Raw genomic sequence first — 20060 nt, 5'->3', positions numbered from 1 at the left:
TGTGACGGATGGTGGAGACCACGGGCGGGGGGCCGGGCGACGGCGCCGCCGAGGTGCTCGACCGTCCGCTGCCCGACGGCGTGCGCCACAGGGTCGTGCAGATCGTCTCCGACGCCTTCGGCGCGCTGACGGTCGGGGAGCTGCCCGCCCAGCTCCGGCAGTACGCCCGGTTCGCACCGAACCGCCGGGCGAAGTTCGCCGGCAACGCGATGGCGGCCGCGCTGGAGACCGATCCGCTGTTCCGGCAGCGCATCGGGGAGAAGCTCAGAGAGGCCCAGCCGGAGCTGACCGGCGCCCTGGACTCAGGCTCCCCGCCCCCGGCCGCGGACCCGCTCGACGTGGCGGCCGCGGCCTACGTACTGCGGCCCCCCGGCTGGGTGAAGCAGGTGACCGCCGCCGGCGAGGAAGCCCAGCGGGCCGACGCGGAGCGCGCCGACGAGGAGGGCCGGGCCGAGCTGGAACGGCTGCGCGCCGAACTGGACCGGGCCCGCGACCATACCCGGGCCGAGACCGAGCGGCTGCGCACGGAGCTGGAATCGGCCAAAAAGGAAACCGAGTCGCTGCACCGCAAGCTGCGTGCCGCCCTCAGCGACGTCAAGCGCGGCGAGGCCGCCCTGCGCAAGGCACGGGGCGAGATCGAAGCCGTCCGCGCCGAAGGGCAGGCCCAGGTGTCCGCCGCCGAGAGTGAGACCCGGCGGCTCAAGTCCCGGCTGGGCGAGAGCGAGGCCGCCCTGGAGGCCGCGCGCCGGGCCGCCCGCGAGGGCCGCAGCGTCGAGGACATGCGGGTACGGCTGCTGCTGGACACCCTGCTGGACGCCACCCAGGGGCTCCGCCGTGAACTGGCCCTGCCGCCGGTGTCGGTGCGCCCCGCCGAGACCGTCGACGCCGTCGAGCCGGGCCGGATGTCCCCGAAGGACATCGCCGCCCGCGCCCTGTCGGAGAACGACCCGCAGGTCCTGGACCAGCTGCTGGCGCTGCCGCAGGCCCATCTCGTCGTCGACGGCTACAACGTCACCAAGACGGGCTATCCGCAGATGCCGCTGGAGAAGCAGCGTCTCAGGCTGCTCGGGCAGCTGTCCCAACTGGCCGCGCAGAGCGGTGCCGAGGTGACCTGCGTCTTCGACGGTGCCGAACTCGCCGCGCCGGTGCTGCTCGCGCCGCCGCGCGGGGTCCGGGTGCTCTTCTCGAAGCCGGGTGTCACCGCCGACGAGCTGATCCGCCAGCTGGTGCGGGCCGAACCCCCGGGCCGCCCGGTCATCGTGGCCTCCACCGACCGCGAGGTCGCCGACGGCGTTGCCCGCGCCGGTGCCCGCCCGGTGGCCTCGGCGACGCTCCTCAAGCGCCTTTCGCGGTCCTAGGAGACGTACGCCCCATGCGTAACGTCCGGGCGTGATGCCCGAATTGGTGGGACCTGTGAGCCACGTTGCGTCAAGTGGGTCTCACCGCCCGTGAGTCCAGAGGAAAAGTTGGCCTACCGTGACGCAATTTTTCATCTGAGGATTTGAACTGATCACAGGAAGGTCACTAGGGTCGGGCCGAACCTCCGCTCGGGTGATCACTCATCGGGAGAGACGGCGGAGGGGCCAGAAGGAGCTTGTCACCCGTGGCGTCCCACCGTCGTCCGAAGCAGCCGAGCCGCGCACGTGTGACCGTGCTGACCACCGCCGCCGCCGCTGCCGTCGCCTTCAGCTCGCAGGCCGCCAACGCCGCCCCCAGCGAGAAGCCGAGCAAGGACGAGGTCAAGGCCAAGGTCGACAAGCTCTACGAAGAGGCGGAGCAGGCCACCGAGAAGTACAACGGGGCCAAGGAGAAGCAGGAGAAGCTCCAGAAGGAGATCTCCACCATCCAGGACAACGTGGCCCGCGGCCAGGAGGAGCTCAACGAGCTTCGCGACAGCCTGGGCCTCGCCGCCGCCTCGCAGTACCGCACCGGCTCCATCGACCCCTCCGTCCAGCTGTTCCTCTCCGCGAACCCGGAGGACTACCTGGACAAGGCCTCCACGCTCGACCAGCTGAGCAGCCAGCAGGTCGAGGCGCTGAAGAAGGTCCAGGAGAAGCAGCGCGAACTCGCCCAGGAGCGCGCCGAGGCCTCCGAGAAGCTCAAGGACCTCGCCTCCACCCGGACCGAACTCGGCAAGAAGAAGAAGGAAGTCCAGGGCAAGCTCTCCTCCGCGCAGAAGCTGCTCAACACCCTCAGCGCCGCCGAGAAGGCCGCACTGGCCGCCGAGCAGAACCGCGCCAGCCGGACCGCCGAGCGCGACGCCCTCACCGCCGACGTCCCGCCCGGCTCGGGCCGCGCCGCCGCCGCCTTCGCCTTCGCCCAGAGCCAGCTCGGCAAGCCCTACGTCTACGGCGCCACGGGCATGAGCTCCTACGACTGCTCCGGCCTCACCTCCCGGGCGTACGCCGCGGCCGGCGTCCAGATCCCGCGTACCTCCGAGGCCCAGACCGGGGCCGGCACCAAGATCTACTCGGTCAGCCAGCTCAAGGTCGGCGACCTGGTCTTCTTCTTCAACGACCTGCACCACGTGGGCCTCTACGCGGGCAACGGGCAGATCATCCACGCCCCGCGCACCGGCACGGTCGTCCGCTACGAGTCGATGGACACCATCGGCGGCCCGTTCATGTTCGGCGTCCGGGTCTGATCCCGGCCCCCCTCGCCGTCCCCCGGAGACTGCCGGCGTCCTCAAGATCAGGACACCGTGTCCGCCGTTCAGGCGAATCGCAACAGCCCGAGTGAGCCCACGCCCCGCCATTGACCTGCGTCAGCGGCGGGGCGCCGTGCTGGATACCCACGGATGGTCGTTGGCGGCCCCCGGTTGCGGGGCTACTGTCTGCCGCGTTCCAAGTCCGCCAGCGGAAGGAGAGCGGCTTCCCGTGGGGTCCCATCGCCGACTTGCACCGTCCGGGTTCGACCGGGGCGCCGGTGCCGCGGTCAGCTTCCTGTCCGTCGCGGCCGCCGCCGTGGCCGCGGTACCGGCCGCCGCAGCACCGCACGACGACACCCGGGCCACGGTGGACCGGCTCTACGAGCAGGCCGAGAAGGCGACCGAGGCCTACAACGCGGCCGACGAACGCGCCGACGAACTGCGCGCAGAGGCCGGCACCGCCCGGGACCGCATCGCCCGCGGGCAGCATCGCGTCAACTCCCTGCGGGACTCCCTCGGTTCGCTGGCCGGCGCCCAGTACCGCGAGGGCGGCATCGACCCGTCCCTCGCCCTGCTGTTCTCCGACGACCCGGACGACTACCTCGACCACGCGTCCCGGCTCGACCGCCTCACCGCCCACCAGGCCGGTGAGCTGAGGGAACTCCGGCACGCCATGCGCGAACTCGCCCAGGACCGCGAGGAGGCCGCCGGCAAGCTCCGCGAACTGGACCGGAGCCGCAAGGCCGTCGCGGCGTACAAGAAGACCGTCGAGCGCAAGCTCGCCACGGCCCGGCGGCTGCTCAACTCCCTGCCGGACGCCGAGCGCGAGGCGTACGGCCGGGCCTCCCGCTCCGGCCGCGGCGGCCTGCCCGGCCTGGGCGGCGCCACCGCCGCCTCGGGACGCGGGTCGGCCGCCGTCGCCGCCGCCCGCAGCGCGCTCGGCAAGCCCTACGTCTGGGGCGCCAACGGGCCCTCCGGCTTCGACTGTTCGGGCCTGATGCAGTGGTCGTACGCGCAGGCCGGGGTCTCTCTGCCGCGCACCTCGCAGGCCCAGCGGTACGCCGGCCGGCAGATCCCGCTGTCCGAGGCGCGCCCCGGTGACCTGGTCGTCTACCGGGGCGACGCCAGCCACGTCGGGATGTACATGGGCAACGGCCAGGTCATCCACGCGCCCTACCCCGGCGCGCCCGTGCGCTACGACCCGGTCGGGATGATGCCCGTCTCGTCGGTCACCAGGGTCTGACCAGGGCGGCCCGGCGCCCGTACGATCGGGAACGTGGCTGGTCGAAGGTCGGGGTCCGTGCTCGTGGCGCTCGTCGTGCTGCTCGTCGCCCTGACGGGGTGCGGCGGGCGGCCCGCCGCCGACCGTGCCACGGTCGACGTCCAGCGGCTCCTGGACCGGCGGGCCGCAGCCGTCCTGGACCGCGACGAGCGGGCCTACGAACGCACGGGCACGGGGACGGACTTCGCCAGACTGCGCGCGGTGCCCGTGGCCGCCTGGTCGTACCGGGTGACCGGACTGCGCCGCACCGGCGACACGGCCACCGCCGACGCCGAACTGCGCTACCGCGTCGCCGGGTACGACCGGGCGCCGGTGACCGCCTTGCGCACCCTGCGGCTGAGCCGGGGCGCTGACGGCACGTGGTCCGTCGACACCGACCGGCCCGCGAAGAAGTCCGCGCAGCAGCTCTGGGACCAGGGGGCGGTGCACCTCGTCCGGGGCCGGTACAGCCTGGTGCTCGGCGTCGGGCAGTCGGGGCGGGCGCTGCGGGAGTTCGCGGACCTGGCCGACCGTGCGGTGCCCGCCGTGTCGGACGCCTGGGGCACGCGATGGAGCCGGCGGGTCGTCGTACTCGTGCCGAGGTCACTGGAGGGGATGGCGGGGCTGCTCGGCTCGCCCGCCTCCTCCTACCGGGGGATCGCGGCGGTCACCACCGGCGAGACGGGTGCGCGCGACCGGGCGCCGGCGGACCGGATCATCGTCAACCCGGACGCGTTCGCGCTCCTCGGCGGTCTCGGCGAGCAGGTCGTCGTCACCCACGAGACCACCCACGTCGCCACCCGCGCCCGCACCACGGCCGCCACGCCCCTGTGGCTGTCCGAGGGGTACGCCGACTGGGTCGGCTACCGCGCCACCGGCCGCACCCCCGCGGAGGCCGCGCCCGAACTCTCCCGGGCGGTCGCCGCCGGTCGGGTCCCCACCACGCTCCCGGACGACGAGGACTTCGGCTTCACCGGCGACGCGAGCCGCCTGGCCCGCTCCTACGAGAGCGGCTGGACGGCGTGCCGGCTGATCGCCGAGCGCTGGGGCGAGTCCCGGCTGGGCGACTTCTACCGGGCCGTCGGTGAGCACCGGGAGCGGTCCGGTGCGGTGGAGGACGCGATGCGGAAGGTGCTGGGGACGACGCCGGAGGCCTTCACCGAGCAGTGGCGTGAGTACCTGCGGGAGCAGCTGGGCTGACCCGGGGCCGGACCGTCCGCGGCCTCACTCCGGCCGGTCGAGCAGCTCGACGGCCTCCCGCAGCCACGCCCGTTCGGCCTCGCCCGTCGCCCGGGCCACGCGCAGCATGCCCTGGCGGAACAGGTCGTCGGAGTCCTCGGCGCGGACCGGCTTGCCGGAGTCGTAGAAGAAGCTCGCCGGCGTCTCGAGGAAGTCCAGCCGGCGGCGCAGCACCGCGGCCTGCTCGTGCCGGTCGGGCAGGTGGCGCAGGAACGCGAGGACCGTGTTGAAGCGGACGTGGTCGGTGATCTCCGTCTGCTTCGGGTCGCGCAGGCGCGCCACCAGTTCCTCCCGGCCCTTGGGGGTGAGGGCGAGGATCCGGCGCGGGGCCGCGCTCGCGCCCGGCTCGGTGCGCTGGTCGAGCAGGCCCGCGGTGGTCAGCCGGGTGATCGCCGGGTAGAGCGCGCCGTCGCTGACCGGACGCACATGCCCGGTCAGCGCCTTGATGCGTTCCTTCAACTCGTAGCCGTGCAGGGGCTCCTCGGCCAGGAAGCCCAGGATCGACAGCTCCAGCATGGTCCTCCTTGCGGACGGCTCAGAGCGCATGCTACCTCTTAGCGAGCTACCTCGAATCGATATAGCTCGGACCGAGGTAGGCCGCATCGGGGTTCATCAGGACTCAGGGGGACCGTCACCGTGAACGCCCATCGCGCACAGCTCGTGCTGCTCGCCCGGCCCGTCTACTTCTCGCTCCTCGCCTCCGTCGCCGCCGGGATCATCAACACCGTCTGGGTCGCCCGGCTGGGCGGACCGGCCGTGGCCGCCGTCGCCGTGGCGACCACCACGGAGAACGTGTTGCTCGGCATCGCCCTGGTCTTCGGCTCCGGCACCACCGTGCTGGTCGCGCACGCCCGGGGCGCCCGCGACCCCGCCGCCGTACGGGCGGCGGTGCGGGGCGGATGGGCGTTGTGGGCGCTGGTCACACCGGTGGTGGTGGCCTGTGGCCTGCTGGGGCGCGAACCGCTGGCCCGGCTGGTGCTGGGCGGGGCCGACGGCGCCGCCCTCCCGCTCGCCGTCGCCTACTTCACGCTCTCCATGCCCGGCCTGGCCGTCTTCTTCGCCCAGCAGCTCGTCGACGGCATCCTCAAGGGCACCGGCGACACCCGCACCCCGATGCGCCTCGCCCTGCTGGCCAACGGCCTGATCCTGGTTCTCGACCCGCTCTTCATCCACCTCTACGGCGTCCGGGGCGCCGCCGCCGCGACGGTGCTGTCCCGGTGCGCGGCGCTCGGGGCCGGACTCGTCGCGCTGCGGCGCAGCACCCTGCTGCGCACGGCCCGCTCGGCCGAACCGGGCGAGTGTCTGGACGTCTCCCTGCGGCGCACGCTGCGGACCGGCCTGCCCATGTCCGCCGACTTCACCGTGCGGCAGACCGGCGCCCTGGTCCTGGTCGCGATCGTGGCGCGGCTCGGGGTGACGGCGGTGGCGGCGTACGCGATCGCCTACAAGGTCATGTACGTGGCCACCATGGCCTTCTACGCCGTCCGGCAGGCCGCCTCCATCCACACCGCGCACACGCGGGGCGCGGGTCAGGACGCCCGGCGGACGATCGGGCGGCAGGCCGTGCTCCTCTCCGGCGCCCTGGGGCTCGCCGCGGCCGTGCTCCTGGCCCTCGCCGCCCCCTGGATCATGGCCGCCTTCGGCGCCGGGCCCGGCGTCGCGGGCGAGGGCGTGCTGTTCCTGCGCCGCGTCGGGCCCTACCTGGTCCTGCTGGGCTGTCTCATCGCGCTCGGCGGGGTCTTCGAGGGCGCCGGGCGGGCCTCGGTGCTGCTGCGGGTGACCGTGCTCGGGACGGCCGTCCAGCTGGGACTGGCGTACGCCCTCACGGGGTTCGGGCTGCCCGGGGTGTGCCTCGCGATGGCGCTCGCGGCGGCCGTGCAGTGCGCGGCGGCGGGGTTGCTGTTCCGGCGGGACCCGGCTCAGGAGGAGACAGGGGTCTCGTCGGTGCGGACGGGCTGAGCGGGCACGGCGGCCGGGAGGGTGCGCGGCACCGTCGCACGCCACAGGGCGCGGGCCGCGAGGAGCGCGGCGGCCACCAGCAGGCCGTTGCGCAGGAACAGCAGGGTGAGGCCGAGGCCGTCGCTGGCGACGACGTTGGCGAAGTAGAACGGGAACTCCAGCACCGTCACGAAGCACGCCACCAGCACCAGGACGACCGGCAGCCGCATCCGGCTCCCGGGGAAGTACAGGCACACCGCCGCCAGTCCGACCAGCCACACCATGTACTGCGGGCTGATCACCCGGCTGGTGGTGGTGAACATCAGCACCGCCACGAAGGCCGCGTCGACGAGGGTGTGCTCTTCGAAGTGCCGGGCCAGCAGCCGCCACAGCACCAGCCAGCCGAAGGCCGCCCCGGTCAGGAACAGCGCGCCCGTGCTCACCTCGCTCACGTACGGCCCGATGAACTCGATCGAGCCGTAGTTCAGCTTCACCTCGCCCTGCCAGCCGAAGTGCCGGGCGACATGGAAGACCAGCGCGCCCAGCGACTCAACCTCGGTGCCCCGGTCGCGCTGGAAGGTCAGGAACGCGAACGCGCCCGGCATGGCCAGCGCGAACGCGCCCGTCACCACGATGCCCGTCACCAGGGCCGACACCCAGGCGCTGCGGCGGCGGGCGGCCAGCAGCAGCATCGCCGGCCAGACCTTCAGCAGGGCGCCGAAGGCGGCCAGGGCCCCCAGCGCCTTCGGGTGCCGGGCGCCCGCCAGCAGTGCGGCCATGGCCACCGCCGTGACCATCACGTCGTAGCGGGCGTAGACCGTCGGGCCGAGCAGCGGGACGCCGGTCACCCACACCCAGGCGCCGCGCAGCGAGCGGCCCGGGCGGCGTCCGGCGTACGTCATCAGGGCCAGCACGGCCAGGTCGGTGACGCAGATGAGCACGAAGAACGCGGTGCCGTAGTCCAGGAAGGGCAGCAGGCCGGGGGAGAGGATCGCCAGGGCTGCGGCGGGCGGGTACTGCCAGGTGACGTCGCGCAGCGGGAACGTTCCGGCACTGAGGACCTCGTACCAGCCCCGGTAGATCACGTGCACGTCACTCGTGACGTCCGGGCCCGGGAAGACGTACACCTTCAGGACGAACAGCAGCAGCAACAGCCTCGTGAGACACCAGACCACCGGCAGCCATGCCAGGGACCGCCTCGTGCCCGTCGTCTTCACGTGATCCCTGCCCGTTCGCGCGCCGTGTCGAGGGGGCCATGATGGGCCCGTCAGCTGTGAGCGTGCCATACCCGCCGCCGCGTACGGCCGTGAGGGCCGTTCGGTAGGGTCGGCGGCGTGCGCAAGACCCTGATCGTGACCAACGACTTCCCGCCCCGGCCCGGTGGCATCCAGGCGTTCCTGCACAACATGGCGCTGCGGCTGGACCCGCAGCAACTGGTCGTCTACGCCTCGACCTGGAAGCGGACGCGGGAGGGCGTCGAGGCGACCCGCGCCTTTGACGCCGAGCAGCCCTTCACCGTCGTACGGGACCGTACGACCATGCTGCTGCCGACGCCGGGTGCCACCCGGCGGGCCGTCGGGCTGCTGCGTGAGCACGGCTGCACCTCGGTGTGGTTCGGGGCGGCGGCCCCGCTCGGCCTGATGGCACCGGCGCTGCGCGCCGCGGGCGCCGAGCGGCTGGTGGCCACCACGCACGGGCACGAGGCCGGCTGGGCGCAGCTGCCCGCCGCGCGGCAGCTGCTGCGGCGGATCGGGGACTCCACCGACACCATCACCTACCTCGGCGAGTACACCCGCTCCCGGATCGCCTCCGCCCTGACGCCCGGGGCGGCCGCCCGGATGGCGCAGCTGCCGCCCGGGGTCGACGAGAAGACCTTCCACCCCGGCTCGGGCGGCGAGGAGGTACGGGCCCGGCTGGGCCTGACGGACCGCCCGGTCGTGGTCTGCGTCTCCCGGCTGGTGCGCCGCAAGGGCCAGGACACCCTGATCCGGGCCATGCCGCGCATCCTGGCGGCCGAGCCCGACACCGTCCTGCTGATCGTCGGCTGCGGCCCCTACGAGAAGGACCTGCGGCGGCTCGCGCACGAGACCGGCGTCGCATCGGCCGTACGCTTCACCGGGGCCGTGCCCTGGTCCGAGCTGCCCGCCCACTACGGCGCCGGCGACGTCTTCGCGATGCCCTGCCGCACCCGCCGCGGCGGCCTGGACGTGGAGGGCCTCGGCATCGTCTACCTGGAGGCGTCCGCGACGGGCCTCCCGGTCGTGGCCGGCGACTCGGGCGGCGCCCCGGACGCGGTCCTGGACGGCGAGACGGGCTGGGTGGTGCGAGGCGGCTCCGCCGAGGAGGCCGCCGACCGCATCACCGTCCTCCTCGCCGACGCCGAGCTGCGTCGCAGGATGGGGGAGCGTGGCCGGGAGTGGGTCGAGGAGAAGTGGCGCTGGGACCTGCTGGCGGAGCACCTCAAAAGCTTGCTGTAGTGCAGCTTGCCTTCTTGAGGGCGCGGGGAACTGCGCGAGGAACCGCAAACAACCCGCACCCGCCCACAAGGATCAAGCGGCACCCCACTAGGCGGAACCCGAAAATCCGCCGATGCTGCGCCCATGACATCCAACCTGACGCATCGTCATCTGACAAGACGTCAAATTCTGGGCATGGCAGCCCTGCAGACCGCAGCCACTCTCGGCTTCACCCGCATCGGCCTCGAAAGCGCCCGAGCCGCGCAGCCCGACGCAGTCGACACCGCCCCGGCGATCGTCGTCGGCTCCGGCTACGGCGGAGCGGTCGCCGCCCTCCGTCTCGGCCAGGCCGGCATCCGCACGATCGTCCTGGAGATGGGACGCCTCTGGAACACCACCGGCCCCGACGGCAAGGTCTTCTGCACCACCAGCGCACCCGACCACCGCTCCATGTGGTTCCGCGACCGCACCGAGGCCCCCCTCGGCACCTTTCTCTGGCTGGACATCGTCAACCGGGACATCGGCCGCTACCCGGGCGTCCTGGACCGGGTGCACTTCGACCACATGTCGGTGTACGTCGGCCGGGGCGTCGGCGGCGGCTCCCTGGTCAACGGAAGCATGGCGGTCACCCCGCCCCGGTCGTACTTCGCCGAGCAGTTCCCCACCGTCGACGCCGACGAGATGTACGGCACGTACTTCCCGCGCGCCCGGGCAGCCCTGGGAGTGAACACCGTCGACCCGGCCTGGTTCGAGTCGACGGAGTGGTACCGCTTCAGCCGCGTCTCCCGCAAGCACGCCGAGAAGACCGGCCTGCGGACCACCTTCGTGCCCAGCGTCTACGACTTCGGCCACATGCAGCGCGAGGCGGCCGGCACCGCCCCGAAGTCGGCGCTCGGCGGCGAGGTCATCTACGGCAACAACCACGGCAAGCGCAGCCTCGACAAGACCTACCTCGCCACCGCCCTCGGCACCGGCAAGGTCACCATCCACACCCTGGAGAAGGTGCGCGCGATCAGCCGCGCGCCGGACGGCACCTACGTCCTGACCGCCGACCGCATCGACGAAACCGGCCGCGTCGTCGAGACCAAGGAGTACGGCTGCACGTACCTCTTCCTCGGCGGCGGCAGCCTCGGCACCACCGAACTGCTGCTGCGCGCCCGGGAGACGGGCACCTTGCCCGCGCTCGACGCCAGTGTCGGGGCCGGCTGGGGCACCAACGGCAACGTGATGCTCGGCCGGGCCAACCACCTGTGGGACACGGTCGGCGCGAACCAGTCGACCATGCCGGTCATGGGCATCGACGACTGGGCGAACACCGCCAACCCGGTCTTCGCCGAGATCGCCCCGCTGCCGACGGGCCTGGAGCACTGGGTGAGCCTCTACCTGGCGATCACCAGGAACCCGGAACGGGCGTCCTTCTCCTACGACACCGGCTCGGACCGGCTCCGGCTCGGCTGGACGGCCGCCCACTCCGCGGTCTCCGTCGCCATGGCCAGGAGGCTCTTCGACCGGATCAACGCGGCCAACGCGACGATCTACCGGTACGACCTGTTCGGCTCGAAGAGCAAGGTCTTCGCCGACGACTTCACCTACCACCCGCTGGGCGGCTGCGTGCTGGGCAGGGCGACCGACGGCTACGGACGGGTGAAGGGGTACTCCCGGCTGTACGTCACCGACGGCTCGCTCGTGCCCGGGTCGCTCGGGGTGAACCCCTTCGTGACCATCACCGCGCTCGCCGAACGCACGATGGCGCGGGTCCTCGTGGAGGACACCGCGCCATGACGCCGCACGCGCACTACTTGGCGTAGATCGCCTCGACCTCGTGCGCGTAGTCCTTCGCCACCACGTTCCGCTTCAGCTTCAGCGAGGGGGTCAGGTGGCCCGACTCCTCCGTGAACTGGGAGGACAGAATGCGGAACTTCCGCACCGATTCCGCCTTCGACACCGCGGCGTTGCCGTCGTCGATCGCCGCCTGGATCGCGGCCAGCAGGTCCGGGTCCTCGCTCAGCGACGCCGCGGTGGAACCCGCCGGCTTGCCGTGGTCGGAGCACCAACGGCCCAGGAACTCCTCGTCGATGGTGACCAGCGCGCCGACGAACGGCCGCCCGTCGCCCACCACCATGCACTCCGCGACCAGGGCGTGCGCCCGGATGCGGTCCTCGATCACGGCTGGGGCGACGTTCTTGCCGCCCGCGGTGACGATGATCTCCTTCTTGCGGCCGGTGATCCTGAGGTAGCCGTCCTCGTCGAGGGTGCCGATGTCACCGGTGTGGAACCAGCCGTCGGCCAGCGCCTCCGCGGTCGCACCGGGGTTGTTCCAGTACTCCTTGAACAGGTGCTCGCCGTGCAGCAGCACCTCGCCGTCGTCGGCGATCCGCACCACCGAGCCGGGCAGCGGCTGGCCGACCGTGCCGATCTTCTGCCGGTCCCAGGGGTTGAACGCGGTGGCCGCACAGGACTCGGTCAGGCCGTAGCCCTCCAGGACCGTGAAGCCGATGCCGCGGAAGAAGTGGCCGAGGCGCTCGCCGAGCGGGGCGCCGCCGGAGATGGCGTACTCGCCCCGGCCGCCGAGGACCGCCCGGAGTTTGCTGTAGACGAGCTTGTCGAACGTCTTGTGCTTGATCTTCAGGCCGAACGACGGGCCCGAGGGGGTGTCCAGCGCCTTGCTGTAGGCGATCGCGGTGTCGGCGGCCTTGTCGAAGATCTTGCCCTTGCCGTCGGCCTGGGCCTTGGCGCGCGCCGAGTTGTAGACCTTCTCGAAGACGCGCGGCACACCGAGGATCAGCGTCGGGCGGAACGCGGCCAGCTCGTCGGTGAGGTCCTTGATGTCCGGGACCGTGCCCAGCTTGATCGGCGCCATCATCGGGGCGATCTGCACCAGCCGGCCGAAGACGTGCGCGAGCGGCAGGAAGAGCAGCACCGAGCACTCGCCGGTGCGGAACAGCGGACGCAGCCGCTCGACGATGTTGCCGCACTCGGCGAAGAAGCTGCGGTGGGTGAGCACACAGCCTTTGGGACGGCCCGTGGTGCCGGAGGTGTAGACGATCGTCGCCGGGTCGTCGGCCTTGGCGAACGAGCCGCGCTCCTCGACCGTCTCGTCCGTGACGTCCTGGCCGAGCCGGCCCAGCTCATCCAGGCCGCCGCCGTCGATCTGCCACACGTGCTTGAGCGCCGGCAGCCCGTCGCGCACCGACTCGACCGCGGCCGCGTGGGCCTGCGACTCCACCACGCAGGCGGTCGCGCCCGAGTCGCCGAGGATCCACTGCACCTGCTCCGGCGAACTGGTCTCGTACACCGGCACGGTCACCGCGCCCGCGCTCCAGATCGCGAAGTCCAGCAGCGTCCACTCGTAACGGGTGCGGGACATCAGGCCCACCCGGTCGCCCGGCTGGACCCCGGCGGCGATCAGTCCCTTGGCCGCCGTGTGCACCTCGGCGAGGAAGGTGGTGGCGGTGACGTCCTGCCAGCTGCCGCCGACCTTGCGGGCGATGACGGCGACGTCCGGGTGCTGCGCGGCGTTTCTGCGGACGATGTCGGTCAGATTTCCGTCCGCAGGGACCTCGTACAAAGCCGGAAGGCTGAACTCGCGCAAGACTGCTGCTCCTCATAGGGCGCCGGCGCCACGACGGTGTGTGCTGCGACGGTGCGGTCCAAGGCTCGGGGAGGTGCTCGCGCATTCACTTGTTGAAATGCAGAGCACGACTGGACGGCCCGGACGTTACCCGCCGGTATGGCTTCTTCGACAGGGGGTCCCGTCGAGATGTTCGCTGCGTCACACAGTTGGGTATTCCTTCGCGCACAGTAGTCCACGGGCTAACTGACTGGCCAGTAACCACAGGTAGGGCCGCCACTGTTCACAAGTGCAGCGCTCGACCTACGCTTGATCGTCATGGCACCCACACCAGTCGGAAACCACCGGACGCGCGTCCACGTGATCAGTGACGTGCACGGCAACGCCCGCGACCTGGCCAGGGCCGGCGAGGGCGCAGATGCCCTGGTATGCCTGGGCGACCTCGTCCTCTTCCTCGACTACGCCGACCACTCGCGCGGCATCTTCCCCGACCTCTTCGGCGTCGAGAACGCCGATCGCCTCGTCGCGCTGCGCACGGCCCGCCGCTTCGAGGAGGCCCGGGTGCTCGGGGCCGAGCTGTGGGCCGGCCTCCAGGAGGACCGCGCCACGGTGATCGAGGAGGCGGTACGCAAGCAGTACGCCGAAATGTTCGCCGCGTTCCCCTCTCCTACGTACGCCACCTACGGCAACGTCGACATGCCGCCCCTGTGGCGGGAGTACGCGGGCCCCGGTACGACCGTCCTCGACGGCGAGCGCGCCGAGATCGGCGGCCGCGTCTTCGGCTTCGTCGGCGGCGGCCTGCGCACCCCGATGCGGACGCCGTACGAGATCAGCGACGAGGAGTACGCGGCGAAGATCGAGGCCGTCGGCGAGGTCGACGTGCTCTGTACGCACATCCCGCCCGAGGTCCCCGAGCTGGTCTACGACACCGTCGCCCGCCGCTTCGAGCGCGGCAGCCGGGCCCTGCTGGACGCCATCCGCCGCACCCGGCCCCGCTACTCCCTCTTCGGGCACGTCCACCAGCCGCTGGTCAAGAGGATGCGGATCGGGGCGACCGAGTGCGTGAACGTGGGGCACTTCGCGGCGACCGGGACCCCGTGGGCGCTGGAGTGGTGAGGACGTCCCAGGTCGGGTGAGATCCGCGAGCCCCGTGCGCGGTAGCCTTCACGCTGCACACACGTGCGCAGGACGACGTCTTACCGGCCCTATCTGGAGGAGCCACGGCGATGGCGGAACACACCAGCTCGAGCATCACCATCGAGGCCGCCCCGGCCGACGTCATGGCGGTGATCTCCGACTTCGCCCGCTACCCGGACTGGACCGGCGAGGTGAAGGAGGCGGAGGTCCTCAAGACCGACGCCGACGGCCGCGCCGAGCAGGTCCGCCTCGTCATGGACGCGGGGGCGATCAAGGACGACCAAATCCTCGGGTACACCTGGACCGGCGAGAACGAGGTGTCCTGGACGCTGGTGAAGTCCCAGATGCTGCGCTCCCTGGACGGCTCGTACATCCTCAAGCCGGCCGGCTCGGGGGGTACGGAGGTCACGTACGTACTGACCGTGGACGTCAAGATCCCCATGCTCGGCATGATCAAGCGCAAGGCGGAGAAGGTCATCATCGACCGGGCGCTGGCGGGGCTGAAGAAGCGGGTCGAAGCGGGCAAGTAGTCGTGGCCGGTCGCGCCCACGCGGCGGAGCCGCATCTTCAGAACAGCCCCGCGCCCCCGGTCGGCCGCCCCGAGGTACGTTCGACCTCATGCGCACCATCCTGATCACAGGCCCCGGCGGCAGCGGCCGTACCACCCTCGCGGCCGCGACCGCCCTGGCCGCGGCCGCCGAGGGCACCCGCACCCTCGTCCTCGGCACCGACCGCACGGACACCCTCGGTGCCGCACTGGGGGTGGAGACCGGCCCGGCCCCGGTCGAAGCCGCCCCGCACCTCACCGCCTGGCGTCCCGACGCCGCCCAGGACTTCCGCAGGGACCTCACCGCACTCCAGGACCGCGCCTCCACCGCCCTGGACCTCCTCGGCGCCTCCCGCCTCGACCCCGAGGAACTCACCCCCCTGCCCGGCGCCGAGGAACTCGCCCTGCTGCGCGCCCTGCGCGACGCCGCGCTGTCGGAGAAGTACGACACCCTCGTCGTCGACCTCCCCCCGGCCCCGCAGGCCCTCGCCCTGCTCGCCCTGCCCGAGGAACTCCGCCGCTACCTGCGCCGGCTGCTCCCGCCCGAACGGCAGGCCGCCCGCGCCCTGCGCCCCGTCCTGGGCCGCCTCGCCGGAGTCCCCATGCCCGCCGAGTGGCTCTACGAGACGGCCGGCCGCTGGGACCTGGAACTGGCCGCCGTCGAAGCGGTCGTCGCCGACCGCGACACCGTCGTCCGCCTGGTCGCCGAGCCCGGCCCGGCCGGTGCCGAAGCGCTGCGCACCGCCCGTCTCGGCCTCGCCCTGCGCGGTCTGCGCACCGACGTCGTGATCGCCAACCGCGTCCTGCCCGAGGCGTCCCCGGACACCTGGCTCGCCGGCCCGGTCGCCCAGCAGCGCAAATCAATGGAGGAGTGGCGGGAGTCGTACGACGTCCGCACCGTCCACCACCTCGGACACGACCCGCGCGGCACCGACGACCTCACCGCGCTCGGCGTGCCCGGCGTCCGGCCGGCGCCCCCCGCGGCCGACTGGCCCGTGACCGACCGGCTCGGCGAGGACGGCGTCCTCGTCTGGCGGATCCCGCTGCCCGGCGCCATACGCGAGGAACTGGACCTCGTCCGGCGCGGCGACGAACTCGTCGTCACGGCCGGGCGGTTCAGGCGGATCGTCCCGCTGCCCTCCGCGCTGCGCCGCTGCACCGTCGACGGGGCGGCCCTGCGCGAGGGCGAGCTGCGGATCCGCTTCGTGCCCGACCCCGGGCTGTGGCCGCAGCCCCGGTGACGAGGCGGGCGCCGGACCGGGGAGGAACGGCCGGCCCCGGCCCGTGAACGCGGTACGCCCGTTCGGGTAACGTCGTAAGGACGAACCGTAGTCAGGAGTCCGTCATGAGCGAAGAGCTCCCCCCGTCCGACGCCGCCCGCGAAGAGGCCGCGGACGAGGTGCGGGCGAGCGACGCCGACGCCTGGGCGACCGCGTGCGCCGAGGACCTCCAGGCGGAGAAGGCCCGCCGCCGCACCCAGTACGGCACGCCGCCGGGCTCCGCGGCCGACGAGCTGAAGAAGCTCGTCGACGCCGTCGCGGAGAAGCTGTCCGGTGTTCAGTCCCCGCTGCTCGGCGCGGTCGCGGGGCCCGCCGCGCAGCAGGTCGTCCGGCAGGTCGTCCAGCAGGCCAAGGACGCCGTGGAACCCGTCATCGAACGCAACCCGGACGTCTTCGACCACTTGGCGGCGGCCGGGAACGAACTGCTCGCCGCCTACCGCTCCGCCGTCCAGGCCCAGGAGCGCCGCTGGACCGGCCGCGACGATCAGGACGACCCCCGTGACCAGGGTGGACGCCGGGACGGCGGCGACGACGCCGGCCCCGGGGAGCGCATCGACCTGGACTGAGTCCCCCCGGTCGAGCGGCGGGCCCGGCGCGGCCCGCCGGGGGTGCCCACCGTACGGACGACCGCCGACCCGACGGCAGGGCCTCGGGTACCGTTATCCGTAGCGGGGCTCGACCGAAACTGAGGGATTCATGGGACTCACCATCGGCGTCGACATCGGCGGCACGAAGATCGCGGCCGGCGTGGTCGATGAGGAAGGCAACATCCTCTCGACCCACAAGGTGCCGACCCCGGGCACGGCTGAGGGCATCGTGGACGCCATCGCCTCGGCGGTGGACGGCGCACGCGTCGGTCACGACATCGTCGGCGTGGGCATCGGCGCGGCCGGCTACGTGAACCGGCAGCGCTCCGAGGTCTACTTCGCGCCCAACATCCACTGGCGCAACGAGCCGCTCAAGCAGAAGGTCGAGGCCCGCGTCGGCCTCCCGGTGGTCGTGGAGAACGACGCGAACGCGGCGGCGTGGGGCGAGTACAAGTTCGGTGCCGGCAAGGGCCACCGCAACGTCATCTGCATCACCCTGGGCACCGGCCTCGGCGGCGGCATCATCATCGGCAACAAGCTGCGCCGCGGGCACTTCGGCGTGGCCGCCGAGTTCGGTCACATCCGCATGGTGCCGGACGGCCTGCTGTGCGGCTGCGGTTCGCAGGGCTGCTGGGAGCAGTACGCGTCGGGCCGGGCCCTGGTGAGGTACGCCAAGCAGCGCGCCAACGCCACCCCCGAGAACGCCGAGACCCTGCTCGGCCTGGGCAACGGCACGCCCGACGGCATCGAGGGCAAGCACATCTCCATGGCCGCCCGCCAGGGCGACCGGGTCGCCGTCGACTCCTACCGCGAGCTGGCCCGCTGGGTCGGCGCGGGCCTCGCCGACCTGGCCTCCCTCTTCGACCCCTCCGCGTTCATCGTCGGCGGCGGTCTCTCCGACGAGGGCGAACTGGTCCTGGGCCCGATCCGCAAGTCCTACAAGCGCTGGCTGGTCGGCGGCAACTGGCGCCCGGTGGCCGAGGTCCGCGCGGCGGAACTGGGCAACAAGGCAGGCCTGGTGGGCGCGGCGGACCTGGCGAGGGAACCCGACCCGATCATGTAAAACGCCCTCAGGGGACGCGCCTCAGGGGCGCGGGGAACCGCGCGACGAGCCACGGACAACCGGCACTCGCGCACAATCCCCGCGCCCCGACCCATGGGGCGTAAATTGATCACATGTCGCTGCTCCCCAACTCGCGTACAGAACCCGACGGTTCCGCAGTCATCAGGGTCCTCAGCTACAACATCCGCTCCATGCGCGACGACACCGACGCCCTGGCCCGGGTCATCAGGGCGTGCGAGCCCGACCTCGTCCTCATCCAGGAAGCCCCCCGTTTCTTCCGCTGGCGCAAGAAACTCGCCCGCCTGGCCCTCGCCTCCGACCTCGTGATCGTCACCGGCGGAGCCACCACCACCGGACCGGCCATCCTCAGCTCGCTCCGGGCGAGTGTCGAACGCACGGAGGACATCCTCCTGCCGCCCACCCCCGGTCTGCACCGCCGCGGCTTCGCCACCGCGGTCGTCCGCATCGCCGGTGCCCGCCTCGGCGTGCTCAGCTGCCACCTGTCCCTCCAGAGGGACGAGCGCTACGAGCAGTCCGGCATGCTCCTGGACCGGCTCGCCGGCATGGGTGTGGAGCACCTGATCGCCGGCGGCGACCTCAACGAACGCCCCGACGGCCCGGCTTTCCGCCGGCTGACCGCCGGCCTGACCGACTGCCGGGCCGCGGCTCCCTGGGGAGGCGAGCACACCTGGACGCCCGCCGACCCCTACCAGCGCATCGACGCGATCTTCGTGACGAAGGGCATCGAGGTCCTGGGCTGCGGTGTGCCCTCCGGCCTGCCGGGGGTGTCCGACGCGGACCTGAGGGCGGCCACGGACCACCTTCCGGTCCTGGCCGCCCTCAGAGTCCCCGCTTCCTAGTGCCCCCGGCAGGCACTACACGACCGCACCCCGCCCGGGGTCGTCGTCGTCCTCGTCGTCCGTGCGCATGCGCATCACCAGCGTCGCGAACCCGCCGAGGAACCCGCCGATCCCCAGCGTGGCCAGCCACCAGGTCATGTCCCAGCCGAGCAGCACGGCCAGCAGGAGCAGCACCGGCCCGCCGAGTACGCCGAGCCAGGCGAACTTGGCGGTCGGGTCGCCGGTGGGCAGCGGAGGCGGCTCCGGGGGCACGAAGTGGCCCTCGTCGTCCTCGTCGAAGTCGTCCTCGGCGGGCTCGGGCGTGGTGTAGTCGCGCGGGCCGACGCCCGGCGCGAACGAGACGGAGCCGCCCAGGGGCTTCACGGCCTTGTCCCCGGGCTCCTCGGTCTCCTGCGGCTCGGCCGGCTTGACGGTGTCCCCGGACTTCACGGCCGTGTCGCCGCGGTCGCCGTCGATCCCGGCGTCGTTGGTCCCGGCCGCCGGCAGGGCCAGGTCCTCGACCGACTTGAAGGGCTTTGCGCCCGGCGGGTCCGGCGGCTCCTCGCCGTACCCGGCGACGATCGCCGCCCAGGCGGCCTCCTCGTCGAAGGGGACGCCCTTCTCCTCCGGCTCCCGGCCCTCGCGGTCGGAGTCGTGCTCAGCCACCTGCGGTCGTCCCTTCCTTGCCGAGCCCGGGCTCCTTGCCGAGGCCGGACGCGATGCGGCCGATGAACGCGAGGCTCTCCTCGTGGATCCGGTCCGCGTCATGGTCCAACGTGGCGACGTGGTAGCTCTGTTCCAGGATGACCTCTTTCACGTCCGTCGAGGAGATACGGCCGAGGATCCGGGCCGAGTCGGCGGGCGGCACCACATGGTCCTGCGGGCTGCGCATCAGCAGCACCGGCTGGGTGACCTGCGGCAGCTCGCCGTCGGTGGCCTGGAAGAACTGCCGCAGCGAGTGCGCCGCGTGCAGCGGCACCCGGTCGTAGCCGAGCTCCCTGCTGCCCGGCTTGGCGATGTCGCTGGCGATGCCCTTCGTCGCGGGGACGAGGTGGCGCACCACCGGCAGGGCGTGCGCGGCCAGGCCGTGCACCTTGTTCGCGGGGTTGACGACCATGACACCGCGGACGGCGTCGCCGTGCTTGGCGGCCAGCCGCAGGGCCAGCGCGCCGCCCATGGACAGACCGGCGACGAAGACCGTCTCGCGGCGCTCGCACAGCAGACGCAGCTCGCGGTCCACCTCCGCGTACCAGTCCTGCCAGCCGGTCATCCGCAGGTCCTCCCAGCGCGTGCCGTGGCCGGGCAGCAGCGGCAGGGAGACGGTCAGGCCGTGCTCGGCGAGGTGCTCCGCCCAGGGGCGCAGCGACTGCGGTGATCCGGTGAAGCCGTGGCAGAGGAGGACGGCGACCTCTCCGCCCTCGTGGTGGAACGGCTCGGCTCCGGCAAGGACCGGCACCTTCGGCCTCCTGGTCGTGAGAAGGGACTGGCACGATCA

General features: G+C 72.4%; 18 protein-coding genes. 13 read left to right on the top strand and 5 right to left on the bottom strand.

What is annotated here, in order from left to right:
• Window positions 1-8 precede the first annotated feature (8 nt).
• The 4 genes from HNR57_RS28770 to HNR57_RS28755 all read left to right on the top strand — a co-directional run bounded on the left by HNR57_RS28770 (window position 9) and on the right by HNR57_RS28755 (window position 5108).
• A complete protein-coding gene (locus HNR57_RS28770) occupies window positions 9-1358 on the top strand; it encodes an NYN domain-containing protein (protein ID WP_184564406.1) in 1350 nt (449 codons plus the stop codon).
• A 245-nt stretch (window positions 1359-1603) separates the two neighbouring features.
• Window positions 1604-2644: a C40 family peptidase gene (locus HNR57_RS28765; RefSeq protein ID WP_184564404.1), complete on the top strand. Its 1041-nt coding sequence runs from the start codon at window positions 1604-1606 to the stop codon at window positions 2642-2644.
• Between the two features lie 232 nt (window positions 2645-2876).
• Window positions 2877-3890, top strand: coding sequence for a C40 family peptidase (locus HNR57_RS28760; protein WP_184564402.1), 1014 nt, complete (start codon window positions 2877-2879; stop codon window positions 3888-3890).
• Between the two features lie 33 nt (window positions 3891-3923).
• Window positions 3924-5108: a hypothetical protein gene (locus HNR57_RS28755; protein ID WP_184564400.1), complete on the top strand. Its 1185-nt coding sequence runs from the start codon at window positions 3924-3926 to the stop codon at window positions 5106-5108.
• A 24-nt stretch (window positions 5109-5132) separates the two neighbouring features.
• Here HNR57_RS28755 and HNR57_RS28750 read toward each other — a convergent pair whose 3' ends face one another.
• On the bottom strand, window positions 5133-5663 hold the full coding sequence (locus tag HNR57_RS28750; RefSeq protein ID WP_184564398.1) for a PadR family transcriptional regulator: 531 nt from the start codon (window positions 5661-5663) through the stop codon (window positions 5133-5135).
• Between the two features lie 120 nt (window positions 5664-5783).
• On the opposite strand from HNR57_RS28750, the gene HNR57_RS28745 reads away from it, so the two are divergent.
• Window positions 5784-7106: an MATE family efflux transporter gene (locus tag HNR57_RS28745; protein WP_184564396.1), complete on the top strand. Its 1323-nt coding sequence runs from the start codon at window positions 5784-5786 to the stop codon at window positions 7104-7106.
• Here HNR57_RS28745 and HNR57_RS28740 read toward each other — a convergent pair.
• Entirely contained in the window at window positions 7067-8302 is a 1236-nt protein-coding gene (locus HNR57_RS28740; RefSeq protein WP_184564394.1) for a glycosyltransferase 87 family protein, read from the bottom strand. The two genes, HNR57_RS28745 and HNR57_RS28740, sit on opposite strands and share 40 nt — an antisense overlap.
• Before the next feature lie 117 nt (window positions 8303-8419).
• Between HNR57_RS28740 and HNR57_RS28735 the strand changes: the two genes are divergently transcribed.
• Entirely contained in the window at window positions 8420-9562 is a 1143-nt protein-coding gene (locus tag HNR57_RS28735; protein ID WP_184564392.1) for a glycosyltransferase family 4 protein, read from the top strand.
• Window positions 9563-9685: 123 nt separating this feature from the next.
• The gene (locus tag HNR57_RS28730; RefSeq protein WP_446696905.1) at window positions 9686-11323 is read left to right on the top strand and encodes a GMC oxidoreductase; all 1638 of its coding nucleotides are present in this window, start codon (window positions 9686-9688) and stop codon (window positions 11321-11323) included.
• A gap of 13 nt (window positions 11324-11336) precedes the next feature.
• Here the strand turns inward: HNR57_RS28730 and HNR57_RS28725 are convergent, their stop codons facing one another.
• Entirely contained in the window at window positions 11337-13133 is a 1797-nt protein-coding gene (locus HNR57_RS28725; protein WP_184564388.1) for an AMP-dependent synthetase/ligase, read from the bottom strand.
• Window positions 13134-13430: 297 nt separating this feature from the next.
• Here HNR57_RS28725 and HNR57_RS28720 point away from each other — a divergent pair, with 297 nt between their 5' ends.
• The 6 genes from HNR57_RS28720 to HNR57_RS28695 all read left to right on the top strand — a co-directional run bounded on the left by HNR57_RS28720 (window position 13431) and on the right by HNR57_RS28695 (window position 18586).
• Window positions 13431-14228: a metallophosphoesterase family protein gene (locus HNR57_RS28720; protein WP_184564386.1), complete on the top strand. Its 798-nt coding sequence runs from the start codon at window positions 13431-13433 to the stop codon at window positions 14226-14228.
• Between the two features lie 110 nt (window positions 14229-14338).
• Window positions 14339-14779 (top strand): SRPBCC family protein, encoded by a 441-nt coding sequence (locus HNR57_RS28715; RefSeq protein WP_184564385.1) that lies wholly within the window; start codon window positions 14339-14341, stop codon window positions 14777-14779.
• 88 nt (window positions 14780-14867) lie between these two features.
• Window positions 14868-16037 (top strand): ArsA family ATPase, encoded by a 1170-nt coding sequence (locus tag HNR57_RS28710; protein ID WP_184564383.1) that lies wholly within the window; start codon window positions 14868-14870, stop codon window positions 16035-16037.
• 104 nt (window positions 16038-16141) lie between these two features.
• Window positions 16142-16642, top strand: a complete 501-nt coding sequence (locus HNR57_RS28705; RefSeq protein WP_184564381.1) for a DUF5304 domain-containing protein — start codon at window positions 16142-16144, stop codon at window positions 16640-16642.
• Between the two features lie 130 nt (window positions 16643-16772).
• Window positions 16773-17726, top strand: a complete 954-nt coding sequence (locus tag HNR57_RS28700) for an ROK family glucokinase (RefSeq protein WP_184564379.1) — start codon at window positions 16773-16775, stop codon at window positions 17724-17726.
• 113 nt (window positions 17727-17839) lie between these two features.
• Window positions 17840-18586, top strand: coding sequence for an endonuclease/exonuclease/phosphatase family protein (locus HNR57_RS28695; RefSeq protein WP_184564377.1), 747 nt, complete (start codon window positions 17840-17842; stop codon window positions 18584-18586).
• Window positions 18587-18601: 15 nt separating this feature from the next.
• Here the strand turns inward: HNR57_RS28695 and HNR57_RS28690 are convergent, their stop codons facing one another.
• Window positions 18602-19231, bottom strand: a complete 630-nt coding sequence (locus HNR57_RS28690; protein WP_184564375.1) for a hypothetical protein — start codon at window positions 19229-19231, stop codon at window positions 18602-18604.
• Window positions 19224-20021, bottom strand: coding sequence for an alpha/beta hydrolase (locus tag HNR57_RS28685; RefSeq protein WP_184564373.1), 798 nt, complete (start codon window positions 20019-20021; stop codon window positions 19224-19226). The genes HNR57_RS28690 and HNR57_RS28685 overlap by 8 nt, the downstream gene beginning before the upstream one ends.
• Between the last annotated feature and the right edge of the window lie 39 nt (window positions 20022-20060).

It is taken from the genome of Streptomyces paradoxus, from assembly GCF_014202475.1.
GTDB classification, from domain to species: Bacteria; Actinomycetota; Actinomycetes; order Streptomycetales; family Streptomycetaceae; genus Streptomyces; species Streptomyces paradoxus.
Note: the sequence above shows the minus strand (reverse complement) of the source record. Positions and strands in the feature narration are given on the sequence as shown.

Excerpts from the sequence above, each read along its gene's own strand:
- HNR57_RS28770 (WP_184564406.1), top strand. The coding sequence starts at position 9 with ATGGTGGAGACCACGGGCGGGGGGCCGGGCGACGGCGCCGCCGAGGTG.
- HNR57_RS28750 (WP_184564398.1), bottom strand. The coding sequence starts at position 5,663 with ATGCTGGAGCTGTCGATCCTGGGCTTCCTGGCCGAGGAGCCCCTGCAC.
- HNR57_RS28730 (WP_446696905.1), top strand. The coding sequence starts at position 9,686 with ATGACATCCAACCTGACGCATCGTCATCTGACAAGACGTCAAATTCTG.
- HNR57_RS28720 (WP_184564386.1), top strand. The coding sequence starts at position 13,431 with ATGGCACCCACACCAGTCGGAAACCACCGGACGCGCGTCCACGTGATC.
- HNR57_RS28715 (WP_184564385.1), top strand. The coding sequence starts at position 14,339 with ATGGCGGAACACACCAGCTCGAGCATCACCATCGAGGCCGCCCCGGCC.
- HNR57_RS28710 (WP_184564383.1), top strand. The coding sequence starts at position 14,868 with ATGCGCACCATCCTGATCACAGGCCCCGGCGGCAGCGGCCGTACCACC.
- HNR57_RS28705 (WP_184564381.1), top strand. The coding sequence starts at position 16,142 with ATGAGCGAAGAGCTCCCCCCGTCCGACGCCGCCCGCGAAGAGGCCGCG.
- HNR57_RS28700 (WP_184564379.1), top strand. The coding sequence starts at position 16,773 with ATGGGACTCACCATCGGCGTCGACATCGGCGGCACGAAGATCGCGGCC.
- HNR57_RS28695 (WP_184564377.1), top strand. The coding sequence starts at position 17,840 with ATGTCGCTGCTCCCCAACTCGCGTACAGAACCCGACGGTTCCGCAGTC.